This is a genomic window from Candidatus Zixiibacteriota bacterium (genome assembly GCA_036397555.1).
Lineage (GTDB): Bacteria > Zixibacteria > MSB-5A5 > WJJR01 > WJJR01 > DATKYL01.
In genome coordinates, this window is record DASWIS010000008.1 from 120,384 (window position 1) to 136,134 (window position 15,751).

General features: G+C 59.5%; 19 protein-coding genes. 2 read left to right on the top strand and 17 right to left on the bottom strand.

What is annotated here, in order from left to right; all coding sequences use genetic code 11:
* Nucleotides 1-255: 255 nt before the first annotated feature.
* A complete protein-coding gene (locus VGB22_01970) occupies nucleotides 256-705 on the top strand; it encodes an SWIB/MDM2 domain-containing protein (GenBank protein ID HEX9750046.1) in 450 nt (149 codons plus the stop codon).
* A 92-nt stretch (nucleotides 706-797) separates the two neighbouring features.
* Here the strand turns inward: VGB22_01970 and VGB22_01975 are convergent, their stop codons facing one another.
* The 16 genes from VGB22_01975 to VGB22_02050 form a co-directional block, all read right to left on the bottom strand.
* Nucleotides 798-2,018, bottom strand: coding sequence for an NADH-quinone oxidoreductase subunit D (locus VGB22_01975; GenBank protein ID HEX9750047.1), 1,221 nt, complete (start codon nucleotides 2,016-2,018; stop codon nucleotides 798-800).
* 15 nt (nucleotides 2,019-2,033) lie between these two features.
* Nucleotides 2,034-2,642: a hypothetical protein gene (locus VGB22_01980; protein ID HEX9750048.1), complete on the bottom strand. Its 609-nt coding sequence runs from the start codon at nucleotides 2,640-2,642 to the stop codon at nucleotides 2,034-2,036.
* A gap of 44 nt (nucleotides 2,643-2,686) precedes the next feature.
* Entirely contained in the window at nucleotides 2,687-3,193 is a 507-nt protein-coding gene (locus VGB22_01985) for an NADH-quinone oxidoreductase subunit I (protein ID HEX9750049.1), read from the bottom strand.
* A 25-nt stretch (nucleotides 3,194-3,218) separates the two neighbouring features.
* On the bottom strand, nucleotides 3,219-3,794 hold the full coding sequence (locus VGB22_01990) for an NADH-quinone oxidoreductase subunit C (GenBank protein ID HEX9750050.1): 576 nt from the start codon (nucleotides 3,792-3,794) through the stop codon (nucleotides 3,219-3,221).
* Between the two features lie 13 nt (nucleotides 3,795-3,807).
* Complete coding sequence (locus VGB22_01995) at nucleotides 3,808-4,365, bottom strand: NADH-quinone oxidoreductase subunit B family protein (protein HEX9750051.1); 558 nt, start codon at nucleotides 4,363-4,365, stop codon at nucleotides 3,808-3,810.
* A gap of 48 nt (nucleotides 4,366-4,413) precedes the next feature.
* Nucleotides 4,414-5,082, bottom strand: coding sequence for an NADH-quinone oxidoreductase subunit I (locus tag VGB22_02000; protein ID HEX9750052.1), 669 nt, complete (start codon nucleotides 5,080-5,082; stop codon nucleotides 4,414-4,416).
* Complete coding sequence (locus tag VGB22_02005; GenBank protein HEX9750053.1) at nucleotides 5,079-6,167, bottom strand: complex I subunit 1 family protein; 1,089 nt, start codon at nucleotides 6,165-6,167, stop codon at nucleotides 5,079-5,081. Before VGB22_02005 ends, VGB22_02000 begins: the two co-directional genes overlap by 4 nt.
* Nucleotides 6,168-6,173: 6 nt before the next feature.
* Nucleotides 6,174-7,799, bottom strand: coding sequence for a 2Fe-2S iron-sulfur cluster-binding protein (locus tag VGB22_02010; protein HEX9750054.1), 1,626 nt, complete (start codon nucleotides 7,797-7,799; stop codon nucleotides 6,174-6,176).
* 76 nt (nucleotides 7,800-7,875) lie between these two features.
* A complete protein-coding gene (locus tag VGB22_02015; protein HEX9750055.1) occupies nucleotides 7,876-8,202 on the bottom strand; it encodes a 4Fe-4S dicluster domain-containing protein in 327 nt (108 codons plus the stop codon).
* 24 nt (nucleotides 8,203-8,226) lie between these two features.
* Nucleotides 8,227-10,182, bottom strand: coding sequence for an NADH-quinone oxidoreductase subunit NuoF (gene nuoF / locus VGB22_02020; GenBank protein ID HEX9750056.1), 1,956 nt, complete (start codon nucleotides 10,180-10,182; stop codon nucleotides 8,227-8,229).
* Nucleotides 10,179-11,573, bottom strand: a complete 1,395-nt coding sequence (locus VGB22_02025; protein HEX9750057.1) for an NADH-quinone oxidoreductase subunit D — start codon at nucleotides 11,571-11,573, stop codon at nucleotides 10,179-10,181. The genes nuoF and VGB22_02025 overlap by 4 nt, the downstream gene beginning before the upstream one ends.
* Before the next feature lie 2 nt (nucleotides 11,574-11,575).
* Nucleotides 11,576-12,115, bottom strand: a complete 540-nt coding sequence (locus VGB22_02030; GenBank protein HEX9750058.1) for an NADH-quinone oxidoreductase subunit C — start codon at nucleotides 12,113-12,115, stop codon at nucleotides 11,576-11,578.
* Between the two features lie 16 nt (nucleotides 12,116-12,131).
* Nucleotides 12,132-12,626 carry an NADH-quinone oxidoreductase subunit B gene (locus tag VGB22_02035; protein HEX9750059.1) on the bottom strand — a complete coding sequence of 165 codons (495 nt, stop codon included), beginning with the start codon at nucleotides 12,624-12,626 and terminating at the stop codon, nucleotides 12,132-12,134.
* The gene (gene ndhC, locus VGB22_02040; protein HEX9750060.1) at nucleotides 12,617-12,973 is read right to left on the bottom strand and encodes an NADH-quinone oxidoreductase subunit A; all 357 of its coding nucleotides are present in this window, start codon (nucleotides 12,971-12,973) and stop codon (nucleotides 12,617-12,619) included. The genes VGB22_02035 and ndhC overlap by 10 nt, the downstream gene beginning before the upstream one ends.
* A gap of 102 nt (nucleotides 12,974-13,075) precedes the next feature.
* Entirely contained in the window at nucleotides 13,076-13,336 is a 261-nt protein-coding gene (locus tag VGB22_02045; protein HEX9750061.1) for a ferredoxin family protein, read from the bottom strand.
* Nucleotides 13,337-13,437: 101 nt separating this feature from the next.
* Nucleotides 13,438-13,872 (bottom strand): Rrf2 family transcriptional regulator, encoded by a 435-nt coding sequence (locus tag VGB22_02050; GenBank protein HEX9750062.1) that lies wholly within the window; start codon nucleotides 13,870-13,872, stop codon nucleotides 13,438-13,440.
* 424 nt (nucleotides 13,873-14,296) lie between these two features.
* On the opposite strand from VGB22_02050, the gene VGB22_02055 reads away from it, so the two are divergent.
* Nucleotides 14,297-14,725: an OsmC family protein gene (locus VGB22_02055; protein ID HEX9750063.1), complete on the top strand. Its 429-nt coding sequence runs from the start codon at nucleotides 14,297-14,299 to the stop codon at nucleotides 14,723-14,725.
* Between the two features lie 57 nt (nucleotides 14,726-14,782).
* On the opposite strand, the gene VGB22_02060 is transcribed toward VGB22_02055, so the two are convergent.
* Nucleotides 14,783-15,634 carry a M23 family metallopeptidase gene (locus VGB22_02060; protein HEX9750064.1) on the bottom strand — a complete coding sequence of 284 codons (852 nt, stop codon included), beginning with the start codon at nucleotides 15,632-15,634 and terminating at the stop codon, nucleotides 14,783-14,785.
* Between the last annotated feature and the right edge of the window lie 117 nt (nucleotides 15,635-15,751).

The window sequence follows — 15,751 nt, forward strand, 5'->3', positions numbered from 1 at the left end:
TGCCAGCCATTGCAAAGGGGATGATGCTTCCCTCTCGGAGGAAGGCAATGGGCCGCCATGACGCGGCGAGGGGACGCTGCTGCCACAGGGGGTGTGCTCACTGGCGCAGCAAGGGGATGATCGAAACGCCATCGTCGAGACTCATTCGGACGTGTGTGTTCGCCTGCGAGTCGGCACGGACACGCTTTTCTCATAGGATCGTTCACGACATTAACCAGGGGCATTACCAACACTCAACGCTACCGGGAGGTCGTCATGCCGGCAAAGAAGAAGACGACGAGAAAGAAAGCAACAACGCGTCGTAAACCAGCGCGCAAGAAAACCACCAAGAAGCGCGCCGCCAAGAAGACCGCGAAGCGCAAACCGGCGCGGAAGAAAGCAGCCAAAAAGTCCGCGCGCAAGGCCAAGGGTCGCAAGAAAGCCGCCCCGAAGAAGGCCAAGTCGAAGCGCAAACCGAATGCTGCATTCATGAAACCGATGCAGCCGTCGGCAATGCTTTCGGCCGTCGTGGGCGCCAAGGCGATTCCGCGCACCGAGGTCACCAAAAAGCTGTGGGCCTACATCAAGAAAAACGGCCTGCAGGACAAGACCAAACGCACGATGATCAACGCCGATCCCGCTCTGAAGGCGGTCTTCGGCGGTCGTACGAAGGTCTCGATGTTTGAGATGACCAAGCTGGTCTCCAAGCATCTGAAGGCGGCGTAGAACGCGCTGCGGCACCAAGCACAACGCCCCGGTGGCAGAGCCATCGGGGCGTTTCTCATTTGCGTTCGATTCTCTATTGCGCGGAATGCCGGCTACCGGTCAACCTCTCCCAATACGATGTCGAGTGAGCCGACGGTCGCGACCGCATCGGCGATGAGTACCGGCCGCTCCGAGGACTGCACGATCGCATTCAGCGCCGAGATCGCGGTAAAGCACGGCGAGCGAACCTTAACGCGCTGCGGCACATCGCTGCCGTCGGAGATGATATAGTAGCCCAGCTCTCCGCGCGGCGATTCCGTGCGGACGTAAGCGTCACCCTTGGGCGGGCGCACCTTACGAGGGATGGCCTCGCGTACATCCCCTGGGGGCAACGCATCAAGCGCCTGATGGCAGATTCTGACCGATTCGGCCATTTCGCAGATGCGCACCATGTACCGGTCCCAGCACGATCCCAACGGTCCGAACTCGCTGGTCCCGGTGATGACGTTCCAGTCGAAACGATCATAGATCGAGTATGGATCATCGCGCCGCAGGTCCCAGTCCACACCGCAGGCACGCAGGTTGGGGCCGGTGACGCCGTAAGAGATTGCGACATCCCGGGGGAGGACGCCGACATCGGCCGTGCGCGCAATGAAAATGTGGTTATACGACAGCAGGTCGTTAAAATCCTTCAGTTTCGGCTCGAAATAGCGCAGAAACTGGCGGCACTTGTCGGTCCACCCCTCGGGAAAATCGCGCGCCACACCACCGACCCAGATGTAGTTGTACAGCATGCGCGCGCCGCTGAGCCACTCGAATAAATCGAGAATCTTCTCCCGATCGCGGAAGGCCCACAGAAACGGCGTGAACGCCCCCATGTCGAGCCCGTAGGTGCCCAGTGCGACCAAGTGGCTGGCGATCCGTTGCATTTCGCAACAGATGACACGGACGTACTCGACACGCTCGGGGACTTTCAGGTCCATCAGGCGTTCGACCGCCACCGCAAACCCCATGTCCTGCGACATCGACGCCAGATAATCCATGCGGTCGGCGAACGGGAAGATCTCCGGATAGGGCAGGTTTTCGGCGTGCTTTTCAAAGCAGCGGTGCAGGTAGCCGATGTGCGGGCGGACGTCCAATACCGCCTCGCCGTCCATCGTCAGTTCCAGACGCAGCACACCGTGTGTGGACGGGTGCTGCGGCCCCATGTTGACCTTGTAGGTGTCGGTGATATATGCGCCGGAAAACTTCGGCGGGGCGCCGACGTTGATCAGCAGATCATCATCGTCGATCTCATAGCGCGGCGGCGCCTGCGGTGCAAAGACATCATCCATCGAAAGAGTGCGACCCTATGGGTTCTGCGTTGAGCCCAGCTCCGATTCGGGCATGTGAGTGAAATGCTGCTTCGGATCCAACAGAAACTGGTATCGTGAACGGAAACGCCGGTCGCCCACAAAGTAGACATACACCCAACGGTGGTCCCGGGTGATGGTCTGTTGCGGCAGCGGCCATCCCTTATCTCCGAGGGTGTACTCGCCCTCGGGGAGATTCGCCCACTCGTAAGTGATCAGACCGTTGCCGGTCGAATCGGCGACGATAAACCGAAACGCCATCGCGCGATTGACGCGCACATGGAACGACTCGGCAAAGTCCTGATCGGGCTGAGCCATCCCTCCGTGTTCCGATGCCGTCTGGATGACCAATGCGGTGTCGCGTTCGAACGGACGCAGTGTCGAGTAGTTGGGCGCCAGCCGCACGAACTCGGGATCCTCCTTGATCAAATACCCGTAGGAGCGTTCGAATAATTCCGATGACATGTTGTTGGCCGCAATCGACGGTGCGCCCGAGCCCGACGACCCATCGTTCCCCCCCGAACAACCCCAGCCGACAAGGGTCGCTGTGAGGGTGATGCCTGTCAGAATGCGCACCGTTGCGCCGTCGATTCTGTGTCTGATCATTTCCGCGATCTCCCGAATTAGACTTGCATCCCCACGGGACTGCCCTATGGATAAATGCCGATTGTCAGCGTCTTGCCGTCGACCGACGCCCGCAGCTTCTCGACCTCTTCCGGCGCGTAGGTTGCGTAGTGATGGATCAGGTTGCCGCGATTGTAGACGGAGTTCTCATACTCCTTGGTCATGTACAAACATTCGGTTGGGCACGGATCGGTGCACAACGAACAGTAGCAGCACTTGGCAAAATCGATATCGAAGCGCAGGACATGCAGCTTCTTTTTGTGTCCGTCGGAGGTCTCGCCCAAGTCTTCTTCCTTGCCCGCCTTGGCCGTCTCAATGGCAATGCAATCAACCGGGCAGACCCGCGCGCACTGCAGACACCCGATGCAATCCTCGATGAGGTTGAACAACTGCCCCTTGGCGCCGATCGGCAAATCCCATGTCTCATCGGGATACTGCAGCGTGACCGGTTTCTTCCACAGATGGAGGAAGGTGACGCGCAAACCGACCAGCAACGACCACATTCCGATCAGATGTCTTTTGACTGCACTCACGGTCGTATGCCCCTCGTATACCCGATCACATGCCGTCCAATTCCGGTTCTCTGATCTCCGGCGGATCGACACGCAGATCGCGGATGGTCCGGGAAATCCAATGTCCGCGGTCCGGGTCCTGACCTTCAGGGTACGGGACCCGCAATCCGCGATAGAATTCCTGGACCTTGTAGTCCTTGCGCAACGGCCATCCTTCCCAATCGTCGGGGCAGAGGATGCGCCGCAAGTCGGGATGGCCGTCGAAGACGATTCCCATCATGTCGTACGCTTCGCGTTCGTGCCAATCGGCCGTGCCGAACAGGTGTGACACCGTCGGCACATGCGGATGCTCGCGGTCAGAGAGTTCGACTTTGAGGGTGATCCTGTGCTTGTGCGCCATCGAGTGCAAATTGTAAGTAACTCCCAGCTTCTCTTTGTCATCGGTCGAGGAAAGACACATCAGCGATGCCAGCTCGATTCCCGGCTCATCGCGCAGCCACGCGCAGACCTCGGCGACCGCATCGGTCCGCACGACGCAGGAGGGATCGACGCCCTCCGCCTGCGGGCCGACGATCTCTCCAAACTGTGCTGCGAGTTTTTGGTGAATCTCCTGCGTCGTCATTGGTGTCTGATTCTCATGCGGCGGTCATTGGCGCGAGCTTCTTGCCCAGCAAGGCCTCACGTTTGACTTTCTCCTGCAGCATCATCAGCCCTTCCAACAGCGCCTCCGGTCGCGGCGGGCATCCCGCCACATAGACATCGACCGGCACCACCTGATCGACCCCTTTGAGCACGTGATACCCGTGCCGCCAGTACGGGCCGCCGCAGGTCGCGCACGATCCCATGGACACCACATACTTGGGTTCGGGCATCTGCTCGTACAGGCGCTTGATCCGCAGCGCCATTTTCAGCGTCACCGTCCCGGCAACAATCATCAAATCGGTCTGACGGGGAGAGGCACGCATGACCCCCATGCCGAAACGGTCGAAATCATAGCGCGCGGCGGCCGTGGCCATCATCTCGATGGCACAGCACGCCAGCCCGAAGGTCATCGGCCACAGCGACGACTGCCGCGCCCAAGCGAACACTTTGTCGATCGAGGTCACGATAACGTTATTGCCATGACGGCCCTCGAGCGGCAGCGTGTCTTCGGCCTTCTTGACAATCTTCCGTTCGGTCTCTGTCGTGCTCATAAGTCTCCGCGGATGGCCATCCTAAAGCATACAGGATTGATACGTCAATCAGGCCGCTCTGATTGCCTCTGCAGGCTTCAAATCGCTCGTGAAGCGCTTCTGAAGGGATTCCACGCCCTGTTTGGTCTGCTCCTCCCGCCCATTGAGTTCCAACAGTGTCCCGAGGTCCAAAACCATGCCATTTCGCGAGAGTGAGCCGATCTGCGTAATGCCGGTGTCCATGCGGATGGCATCCTCCGGACATGCCTCCACGCAGTATCCGCAAAAGACACAGCGGCCAATGTCGATATCGAAAGATTTTGGGCGCTTCTCGATGTCGGGGTCATCGACTTCTTCCGCCACGATCTGGATGCAGAATGCCGGACAGACGGTTTCGCACATCATGCAGGCGACACAACGTGGTGTGCCATCGGGACGCCGAGTCAGTCTGTGCAGACTCCGCAGTCGCGGGGCCGAGGGGCGGCGGAATTCCGGATACTGAAAGGTGGCCGCTCCGGGCTCGGTCTTGATCCCGAAGAGCGTCAGCGTGTGACGCCACAGATTCACGAAAAAGTGCCGTGCGGTCAATGCCAACCCCGATATCACAGCAGGCAGATAGATCCGTTCCCAAAACGTCAGTTCTCGCCGGCGCTCCGAGACATTCACCACGCGAACTGTGCGGGGCCGCTCGGCGGCAGCGGGGATGGTGTCTGCCGGTGTGGTGGTGATGTCCGTCATTCGATCCACAGTACCACGATGGCCGTGATGATGGTGTTAGCCAGCGACATTGGCAAAAGAACTTTCCAGCCCAGCGTCATCAACTGGTCAAAGCGAAAGCGGGGCAAGGTCCAGCGAATCAGCATTTGAAACCAGCAGAAAAACGCAACCTTTGCAATGAACGAAGTCACCCGCAGGCCCTCGACCGCCCAATTGCCCATGGGGATTGTCCCGCCCCACGGAAAGGAGAAGCCGGCGTCGACGAGATAAGGCACCTGCCAACCGCCGAAGAACAGCGTGGTCACGACCGCCGAGACCAGAATCGTCTCGATGAAATCCGCGAACATGAACATGCCGAACTTCATCGAGGAGTATTCGACAAAGAATCCAATGATTTCTGACTCCCCCTCGGGAATGTCAAAGGGGATTCGTTTGGTCTCGGCGATGCCGGCAATGAGGAAGAGGACAAAGCCGACCGGCTGCAGCAACACACCCCACATCGGTAGAAATCCGAACAGCAGTTGGCCCTGTGCCTCGACGATCTGAGTGAGAGAGAGAGACTGATACACCATCAGAGCCCCGACCAGTGTCAGGCCGATTGTGATCTCATACGACAGCATCTGCGCCGAGGCGCGGATTCCGCCCAGCAGCGCATAGTTGTTGTTCGATGACCAGCCCGCCAGCACCACCCCGTAGACGCCGACCGAGAGCATCGCAAAGATAAAGAGCATACCAACTTCGCTGTCGAAAACGTGGAGCCCCACCCGTTGCCCGCCAATCGAGATGGCATGGCCGAACGGGATCACCGCAAACGCCAGCATGACAAAGAACAACGAGAGCACCGGCGCCAGACCATGCAGAAACCGGTGCGGAGTGTCGGGGACAAAGTCTTCCTTCGTGAACATCTTCACCGAATCGGCGATGATGTGGAACAGTCCCCACAGTCGCAGTCCGAAAATGCTGGCGCGATTGGCCCCGATGCGATCCTGCATCACGGCCGACTGCTTACGCTCGACCCAGGTCAGGATCGCTGCCAGCGTCATCACGAATCCGATGATGAAGACGGTCTTCCCGATTACCAGACTGATGGCCAATGTCGCGCTCATGATTGGTTACGATGCCACCGCTTCGGCTTTCCTGTGCGCGGGATTGGTTCCCCATTGTCCGAGTGAATCGTAAGAGAGCCCGGCGAAGTACGAAACTGCTCCCGCCAATTCAGCGAAGCATTCTTCCGACTGACGCGGCGCAGCGGACTTTTCCCAACGCTGCGCAAGATCAGAGAGGATTTCCAACAGCGTCCGACTCTCTCCCTGTTCAGGAATGGCCCGTGCGAAACGCTGCACGTGGCCGAGGAAGTTGCAAATCGTGCCGTCGGTCTCGGCATACGTGCACATCGGCAGCACGATTGTGGCACAGTCGGTAATGGCCGACTGATGCGATTGGATCGCAACGATCGATGCCGTGCCGGCGAACGCCTCGTGCAGGAAGTCGGAAGCAAATCGTCGTTCCAGGCCGCCCCCGATGACGATTAACGATTGGAATTTTCGCTCCTTCGCACTGTTGAGGACGTCCTTCACCGTGATCGCCCGTATTCCCTCGTCTTTCAGAATCTCTCCGGCGCCGAAGGAATTCGGAAACGAATCGGCGCGCCGCAGCAGATCGTCATCGACGCCCTCGGGATCGGCAGGGCACGCATGAGCAATCGTGGCGATCTTCAATCCACGGGCAAAGAGCTTGCGCACCGCCCACAACTCCTCGTTCGACAGATTCGGTGTTGCAATAACCGCCGTCGAGTCTGGATCGCTATTGGCCACGATGTCATCGGCGCGAGCCAATGCCGCTGCCCAATCGACGTGTTCTTGTGCGCCGGCGGATGCTAACCCGGGATGGAGAAGTCGGCCGTCGCCTTCAACCTGCTTGTATGAGTAGCGTCCGGCGTCGCACATCCAGTACCCGTTGACCTCCGGATTAAAACGCGGCTTGTAGCGCGCGACCAGCTTGCCGTCGTTGTGATGCGGCCGGTGGCGATTGGTGTGAATCTCGATCGCGCAGTTGCGCGCGCAGCCGTGGCACACCGAGGGCGTCGCCTCCAGATACCACACACGCACCTTGAAACGGAAGTCGCGGTCGGTCAGGGCGCCGACCGGACAGATGTCGGCCAGACAACCGGAGTAGGCGTTGTCGACATTCGCGCTTTGGACGGGCAGCAGCTCCGAATGGACACCGCGTTCGAAGATTCCCAGTTCGTGCGTATGGGTCACGTCGTCGACAAAGCGCGTGCAGCGGGAGCACAGAATGCAGCGTTCGGAGTCAAGGATGATGTGTGGGCCGACCGGAAGCGCTTTGTGCTTTTTGTGTTTGTCCTCCAGGAGCGTCGAGTCGTAGCGTCCAAACTGCATGTAGAATTCCTGCAGTTTGCACTCGCCCGCCTGGTCGCATACCGGACAGTCCAACGGATGGTTCGCCAGCAGGAACTCGAGGATCGCCTGACGCGCCACCGTGACCTCGTTGTCGGTCGTGCTGACGACCAGGCCATCGGTCGCCGGCGTGTAGCAGGCGATCTGCAGCTTTGGCGCTTTCTCAACCTTGACCAGACACATCCGGCAGGAGCCGGCGACCGGCAGTCCGGGATGGTAGCAGTAGTGCGGGATGAAGATGCCGAGACGGTTTGCGGCCTCGATGACCGAGGTCCCAAGCGGGACTTCAATCGCGCGGCCGTCGATGGTGACTGTAGGCAAGTGCGCCGTCCCCCGGTTAGGCGATTGCGTCTGTGCGGATTTAAGCCGCAGGCCGTCTAACTCAGCCTGCTGTCGATCAGGCAACCTCGGAGGTGTAGTTGGCCGGAGTACCCAGCCCCGCGAATTTCTCGTACTGCGCATCGTACTCGGCAATCGGCACCATGTCGATCGTCTCCCACGGGCAGTTTTTCTCGCAGAGACGACAGCCGATGCACAGATCATCGACCACGCGTACGGTCTGGCCGAATTGCGGGTTTTTCGAATCGGGACCGGGGACCGGGACAATGCACTCCGGCACCGGACAAAAATCGATGCACACCTCGCAACCGGTGCATCCTTCCTCGATGATCACCGCCATCAGTTTGGGGCGCTTCTTTGCGCCTTTTGCCGCCGTTTCAGCCATGTGCCATCCTGACTCGCTTGGCCATCAAATAGTACGCCCGTGTGCCAATCCGTTTGTATGTTTCGGCCCGATCTCGCACTGCACCGCAGACGGCACTGATGCTCCCGCACCGACCGGAGCGGAAGCTCCAATATAAGTCGGTCGTATTGCTTGCGGGGGATGTTCTGCGCCTTTGGCGATCCAATCCTCGAATTCACGGCGGAACTTTCTGACAATGGCGGCGATCGGCATCGCCGCGCCGTCGCCGAATGGGCAGATCGTGTTCCCCATGATGTTCCTGGCGATCCGCAGGACATTGTCCATATCGCCGGTTCGGCCGCGTTCGTTCAGCAGGCGACGGAAGATTGTCTCGATCCAGGCAGTGCCCTCACGACACGGTGTGCACTGCCCGCAGGATTCGTGCGAATAGAATTGCGCGATCACCAGCGCGGCCTCGACCATCGAGACCGTGTCATCGAACACGATGACTCCGGCCGAACCGGCCATCGTCCCGGCTCTTGCCAAGGCATCGAAATCGATGGCGACATCGATCTCATCGGGTGTCAGAATCGGCGCCGAAGATCCGCCGGGAATGACCGCCTTCAGCGACCTGTCATCGACAATTCCACCGGCGTGTTCGTAGATCAGTCTTCGCAGTGTCGTCGTCATCGGTACTTCGAAGACACCCGGGTTCCTGACGCGACCCGACACGCTGATCAGGCGCATCCCGCCGCTGCGTTCGGTGCCCATCACGGCAAATGCCGCCGCGCCCATCTCAAAGATATGCGGTACATAGGCGAGCGTCTCGACATTGTTGATCACCGTGGGACAGCGCTGATATCCCTCAACCGCCGGAAAGGGGGGCTTCAATCGCGGCCAGCCGCGCTTGCCCTCCAACGATTCCAGCAGGGCCGTCTCCTCGCCGCAGATGTACGCTCCCGCGCCTCTGTGCACGACGATATCCAGAGGATAAGCATGCTCCATGACTTTGGCACCCAGGATGCCCGCAACTTTCGCCTCGGCGATGGCACTCTCCATTCGCTCGATTGGCAGATCGTACTCGCCCCGGATATAGATGTATGCCATGTGCGCGCCGATGGCACGGCACGTTATAATAATCCCCTCGATCAACAAGTGCGGATCGGCAATCATGATGTACTTGTCTTTGCACGTGCCCGGTTCACCCTCATCGCCGTTGACAACGAGATACCGTGGCTTGGGCGAATCCTTCGGCAAAAAGCTCCACTTGCGCCCAGTGGGAAATCCTGCCCCGCCCAGGCCCCGCAAGTTCGCTTTGATGACCTCCTGTACCAGATCATCGGGGGACATGGCGAACGCCTTCTCGATGCGGGTGTAGACGCCGTGGCGACGCGCCACCGCCAATGTGTGTTCGTCGTCGATCGCGAGGTGTTTGCTGACAATCGGCCCGGACGGGCACAAGCTGGGATGGCCGGGCAGTGAATCAGCATGCGACGGGTTATCGATCAGCCGGTCGAGCGTTTCGCGCGTGACGTTGTTCACGTAGCGGTTATTCCAGCGCATGGTGGGCGCGTGTTCGCAGTTGCACAGGCACTCGACTTCCGAGAGCGTGAACTGGCCGTCGGTCGTCGTGCTGCCGACATCGAGGCCGAGACGCGCTTTCGCGTGTGCGACCAAGTCTCTTGATCCGGCCAGCCAGCAGGAGATGTTGCGACAAATCTGAATGTGATGTGTCCCGCGCGGTTGACGGGGGTACATCGTATAAAACGTCGCCACTTCGTGCATCTCATTGAGCGGACGATCCAACACCTCGGCCGCAATCCGCTCGACCTCCGGTGAAATCCAGCCGAAGTCGCGCACCGCCAGCCACAAGACCGGTAGCGTCGCCGAACGCTTGTCGGGATAACGGCTGAAGATATCGTCGATTTCACGGCGCGCCGCATCGCTCCACGCCACCGGCCCGGCGTGATGCTGCATTCCGTAGTCGACCGTGCGCGGTGAGTGGTCGCGAGTCGTTGTCATCGGTCCAGCTCGCCGGCGATCATGTTGATGCTGCCGAAGGTCGGCACCACATCGGCGACCATGTCGCCGATGATCATGCGATCCAAACCCTGCATCAGATAGAAACACGGGGGGCGGCAACGCACGCGGTAGGCGCGGCCACTGCCGTCGGACACCATGTGAAACCCGAGTTCGCCGTTGGCCGCTTCATTGGCTATGTAGATTTCGCCCGGCGGCGGCTTGAGTCCCTCGCCCTCCATGATCAGCATAAAGTGGTTCATCAGACCCTCGATGTTGCCGTAGGTGTCCTCCTTGGGCGGCAACACCGCGCGCTTGTCATCGGCATTGATTTGTCGCGCATGCGCCTTGCCGGTGCCGTCCAGTGTCGGATCCGCCTGCACCGCTCGCAACAGCAGATCGGTCGTCATTCCCATCTTGGCGGCATCGACGACCTCGCTGGCCGACAGCGGGCGTCCGCTGAGATCGACCCGTACCGCGCCGCCGGGAATCTCCCGGATGCATTGACGGATGATCCGTGCCGACTGCTGCATTTCCTCGAGGCGAACGAGGTATCGGTCGTAATTGTCACCGACACTGCCGATCGGGACGTCGAAGTCCAGGCGGTCATAGACGAGATAGGGCTCATCCTTACGCAGATCGCGGGCGCGTCCGGTCGAACGGAGGACCGGACCGGTGAATCCCAAAGACCAGGCGTCCTGTTGCGAAATGACCCCAACATTGCGCGTCCGGTCGATGAAGATGCGGTTGCGTGTCAGCAGCCGGTCGACCTCCGCGATTTCCTTGTCCACATTCACCAGCGCCGATTCGAGACGTTTCAGCCAGCCATCGGGCAGATCGCCCTTGACGCCCCCGACCTTGACATACGAGACCGTCAGTCGCGCGCCGGTCAGTTCCTCGACGAGTTCGTAGAGGTACTCGCGTCCCTTCATCAGGTAGATAAACGGCGTCATCGCCCCCATCTCCATGGCGATGGCGGCAATGCACGTCAGGTGGTCGGTGATGCGGGACACCTCGCTGATGATGACGCGGATGTATGCGCAGCGTTCGGTGATCGTCAGATCCAGCAGCTTTTCGACACCCATGGCATAGGTGACATTGTTGATCAGCGGCGAGACATAATTGAGCCGGTCCGTGTAGGGAAAGGCCTGCCCCCACCCGACCACCTCGCAATCCTTCTCAAAGCCGCGATGCAGATATCCGATCTCAATGTCCGCGCCGGCCACCTCTTCGCCGTCGAGCTCGGCAATGATGCGGATCACGCCGTGCATGGCGGGGTGCGCCGGGCCCATGTTCAGCATCATCGAACGGGTCCGACGCCCGGAGCGCGAATCGATGTGCTCCTCGACCGGGATGCGCGTCTGCGTTGGAAACGGTGTCTCGGAGGCCGGCATGATTACAGGAAGATCATTCCCGGACGATCATCGGGGATTTCACGCATCGGCACCCGCGGCTGACGTTTGTTGACCGGATAGTCCTTTCGCAACGGGTAGCCGACGAATTCCTCGTACATCAGGATGCGCGTCAGATTCGGATGCCCGGTGAACCGCACACCGAACATGTCATAGACCTCGCGCTCGGGCCAGTTCGCGGCCGGAAACAGATCGACGATCGAATCGATCACCGGATCGGCATCGTTGAGCGGACGCGTCTTGAGACGGAATCGGGAATTGGTCCGCGACGAATACAGATAAACAATCACTTCAAAGCGTGGCTTCAGTTTCAGTTCCAAGCGGTCGACACCGCACAGATCGGTCAGGAAGTCGAAAGCGCAGTCGGTGTCTTCCCGCAGAAACGCGATCACCTCATGATAGCGATCCGGACGCACAACCGCGGTGGCATCGCCCCGATGCGTGTGCGTTTCGATGAGACCGTCGCCGAACCGGGCGCTCAGGCAGGCGATGACCGGATGGGCGTGTGCGTTGGCGTCCGTCATTGATGCAAACAGTCGGCTACGCGCTCTTGCGCACGGAGCCGGTCAGGGGGTGATATTCCGACTGGATTTTGTCCTGAAGCTTCATGAGGGCATCCAGCACCGTCTCCGGACGCGGCGGGCAGCCGGGGATGTAAACGTCGACCGGGATCACGCGGTCGATCCCCTGCACGGTCGCGTAGTTGTCGTAGAAGCCGCCCGTGCAGGTGCAGACACCGAACGCCACAACCCATTTCGGTTCGCACATCTGTTCGTAGACTGTTTTCAGGATCGGCGCCATCTTCTGCGAAATTGTCCCGACGACCATGAGCATATCGGCCTGACGGGGTGAAAAGCGTGGCCAAGCCGCGCCGAAACGATCCAGATCGTAATGAGCCGCCGACACTGCCATGTATTCCATCCCGCAGCAGGCGGTCACGAACGGGTAGGGGAACAGCGACCACTTCCGTGCCCAGGCGATCCCGTCGGAGAGCCGGGACGTGAAAAACCCCCCCTGTCCCTCTTTTACCGCCATTTCAAAGCACCCTTCTTCCAGTCGTACCACAGGCCGAACGCGAGAATGGCGATGAAAATACCCATGGCCCAGAACGCCGGGGCGCCGATCTCGCGAAAGACCACCGCCCACGGAAACAGAAATGCCAACTCGACATCGAAGATGACAAAGAGAATCGCAACAAGATAGAATTGTACGTCGAAATACCCGCCGGGCATCTGAAACGGCGCAAAGCCGCACTCAAACGGGCGCTGCTTGACAGGAGTTGGCCGCTTGGGACCCAGAATGCTCCCCAAAAGCCACATCACCGCGACCAACAGCGCGACGAACGTTCCGATCACCAACAACGGCCAGTACTGCGCGATGATCAATCTCCCTCAAAAAGAAAACGGCCGGCGCCGTTTTCGGTGAAATCTCTTCTTGTTCCCACGCGGCAGGGCCGGACGATCAATCCATCCGAGCCGCACGTGTTACTTCTGAAAATACTCTGCGTTCTTGGCCGTGTAGTCGGTCCACTTCTCGGGGACTTCACTTTCCTCGAAGATCGCCTCAACGGGGCAGGCGGGAACACAGGCGCCGCAATCGATGCACTCCGCGGGATCGATATACAGCATTTCCGCCTCTTCAAACTCCGCTGCGTCCTTGGTCGGATGGATACAATCGACCGGGCAGGCATCTACACACGCGGTGTCTTTGGTTCCGATGCACGGTTCGCAGATGACATACGTCATGGACCGACTCCTCCTGACCAGGTGCTGTCAATCCGTTGACGGCCAATCGGTTGAATCGGCCGACACGGTGCTTTCTCCGGCGATCCCCGCCGAGGTAATGCTCATGGTTCAAACGCCCCGACGCTACTTTTGTTGGAGACAAAATCGCTGATTGTCATCGAATCGAACAGCACTTTGATGCGCTCGTGCAGAGCCCTTAACGGGTCGCTGATGATACACTCATCATACTGGGGACAATCAGCCCCATTGCCGTCGACACAACGCACCAGCGCTGCTTTGCCCTCGATGGCCATTAAGACTTCGCTGAGATTCAGCGCATGGGGTTCCCGAGCCAGGGAGTAACCGCCCTTCTTTCCCTGGTGTGACTTCAGCATTCCCGCGGTCTTCAACTCATGAAAGACTTTGGCCACCAACTTTCCCGGCATGTTGTGCTGATCCGCAACTTCCCGGACATTCACCACCGTGCCGGGAGACTGGGCGGCAAGGTGGGCCAGCCCGATCAGTGCATACTCGGTACGTCGCGTCAGGTTGAGCATGGAATCCTCACTTCCAGAGGAGCCCAACTGCGTGGGGTGTAGGGAATTCGCCTGGCTGCGTCAAGCACGTTTGAGCAGTGTGGTGCCGCCGCCGCGTCTGCACTCCACCTGTCGGACCCCTTGTGAAATGTAACATTATATCCCATATTACCTTATGGGCGAACCACCATCCGGCCCGCTGAATCTCCCGGATGCAATGGGACACAGTCGTGCCTTCCGTGAATCAATACGCCTTGGGTCGACTTTGCGCCACCTACTCCGGCGGTTTTTTGACATCTCCGATGACGATCGGGCAGATATTGACAGATTCAGTCGTGTATGACCTGCTTGATTCGTCGGCAGCAAATTATGTGATTGGTTCTTGCAATTCCGAGCGTGTCGGTAGCGATGATTATCAGCCAATCAGCCAAAGGGAGACTCTGAAATGCCAACACGGAAGGCGCAAGCCGAATGGAAAGGCGATCTGAGGAACGGTTCGGGCGTCATGAAGATGGCAACCGGTTCTTATGAGGGGCCGTATTCATTCGGTTCCCGATTCGAGGAGTCGAAGGGCACCAACCCAGAGGAGCTCATCGCAGCAGCACATGCCGGGTGTTTCTCGATGGCGCTCTCGGCCGGATTGGGCAAGGCCGGCTTCAGCCCCAAGCGGGTCAGCACCAAGGCAACGGTCCACCTCGAAAAAGTCGGCGATGGATTTCAAATCACGACAATCGAACTGGATACCGAAGCCGAAGTGCCGGGAATCGACAAAGCCACGTTCATGCAGCACGCCGAGGGTGCCAAAGCCGGATGCCCGATATCGAAGGCCCTGGCGGCGGTACCGTCGATCAAACTGACCGCGAAATTGCTGTAGTCCTGCGGAATCGCGCGCGGGGCAAGGCGGCCTCCCCCTGCCGTCGATTACGGGCTCTCACTCTCCCAGGAATCCCATCGGGTCGATGGCGATGCCGTCTTTGCGTATCTCATAGTGCAGGTGCGGCGCCGTCGACTGGCCCGTGTTGCCGGAAAATGCGATTCGGTCCCCACGCGATACCGCGTCCCCCTCGGTGACGAGCAAGACGGAGTTGTGCCCGTACGTTGTCCCAAAGCCGTTGGCGTGATCGATGACGATCATAAATCCGAAGGCGTCATCTTTCCCCGCAAAGGCGACCGTGCCATCTGCGGTCGCCATGATCGCCGTTCCCTCGCGGGCGGCGAAGTCGATGCCGGTGTGACGCAACACGGGATTATTCGAATGCGGCGAGAATCCGCGCGATAGCCGTCCGGCGATCGGTTTGCCGCGTGGACGGTTATTGGGGTCGGGCGCGCAATTGGGAACCAGGACGCCTGGGTCTGTGCCGCCCGATGCGACATCGGCCCATTCCGAGCCGGTGTCCGTTGCGGCACTGTCGTATCCGTCGGCCAGCACTCCCTCAGGCAGACGGTCGGGTCGAATCGAATCTGCAAAATCCGGCACCGAAATTCCCATCAGATCGGCAATTTGACGGGTAAACTCGCGGTGGCGTGTCAGTTCCGCTTCCAGGCGATCGACTTTCGCCATCGAACCGAGCAACTGCTGGTTCTCGATCGACAAGGACTCGATACGATGCACCGAACGCCAATACAACAGCGTAAACATCGTCGTGACCAACAGTGCGATCAGGACTGCCGCCGCCACCGTGATCAGCAGACGCATCGTGTACCATGGAAGACGGAAGGCCCGGACCGGACGATCCGGGCCGCCTTCCTCCATGACCATCAGTTGGTAGCCGGGACGTTTCATTGCCGTCGTTGACGCGAGACATTATACGGGCATCGCAACACGACGTCAGCCCGATTCGCATGCAACTTGCCGCGTGATTCCGGCGGTCATGGACCGTTTATTGAGCCGTTACGGCAA

What these genes read in the sequence shown, in the direction of transcription:
- VGB22_02060 (HEX9750064.1), bottom strand. Translation starts at nt 15,634, where the DNA reads ATGAAACGTCCCGGCTACCAACTGATGGTCATGGAGGAAGGCGGCCCG.
- VGB22_02045 (HEX9750061.1), bottom strand. Translation starts at nt 13,336, where the DNA reads ATGACGTATGTCATCTGCGAACCGTGCATCGGAACCAAAGACACCGCG.
- VGB22_01975 (HEX9750047.1), bottom strand. Translation starts at nt 2,018, where the DNA reads ATGGATGATGTCTTTGCACCGCAGGCGCCGCCGCGCTATGAGATCGAC.
- nuoF (HEX9750056.1), bottom strand. Translation starts at nt 10,182, where the DNA reads ATGACAACGACTCGCGACCACTCACCGCGCACGGTCGACTACGGAATG.
- VGB22_02005 (HEX9750053.1), bottom strand. Translation starts at nt 6,167, where the DNA reads ATGAGCGCGACATTGGCCATCAGTCTGGTAATCGGGAAGACCGTCTTC.
- VGB22_01970 (HEX9750046.1), top strand. Translation starts at nt 256, where the DNA reads ATGCCGGCAAAGAAGAAGACGACGAGAAAGAAAGCAACAACGCGTCGT.
- VGB22_02015 (HEX9750055.1), bottom strand. Translation starts at nt 8,202, where the DNA reads ATGGCTGAAACGGCGGCAAAAGGCGCAAAGAAGCGCCCCAAACTGATG.
- VGB22_02035 (HEX9750059.1), bottom strand. Translation starts at nt 12,626, where the DNA reads ATGGCGGTAAAAGAGGGACAGGGGGGGTTTTTCACGTCCCGGCTCTCC.
- VGB22_01990 (HEX9750050.1), bottom strand. Translation starts at nt 3,794, where the DNA reads ATGACGACGCAGGAGATTCACCAAAAACTCGCAGCACAGTTTGGAGAG.
- VGB22_01980 (HEX9750048.1), bottom strand. Translation starts at nt 2,642, where the DNA reads ATGATCAGACACAGAATCGACGGCGCAACGGTGCGCATTCTGACAGGC.
- VGB22_02055 (HEX9750063.1), top strand. Translation starts at nt 14,297, where the DNA reads ATGCCAACACGGAAGGCGCAAGCCGAATGGAAAGGCGATCTGAGGAAC.
- VGB22_02000 (HEX9750052.1), bottom strand. Translation starts at nt 5,082, where the DNA reads ATGACGGACATCACCACCACACCGGCAGACACCATCCCCGCTGCCGCC.
- VGB22_02025 (HEX9750057.1), bottom strand. Translation starts at nt 11,573, where the DNA reads ATGCCGGCCTCCGAGACACCGTTTCCAACGCAGACGCGCATCCCGGTC.
- VGB22_01995 (HEX9750051.1), bottom strand. Translation starts at nt 4,365, where the DNA reads ATGAGCACGACAGAGACCGAACGGAAGATTGTCAAGAAGGCCGAAGAC.
- VGB22_02030 (HEX9750058.1), bottom strand. Translation starts at nt 12,115, where the DNA reads ATGACGGACGCCAACGCACACGCCCATCCGGTCATCGCCTGCCTGAGC.
- VGB22_02050 (HEX9750062.1), bottom strand. Translation starts at nt 13,872, where the DNA reads ATGCTCAACCTGACGCGACGTACCGAGTATGCACTGATCGGGCTGGCC.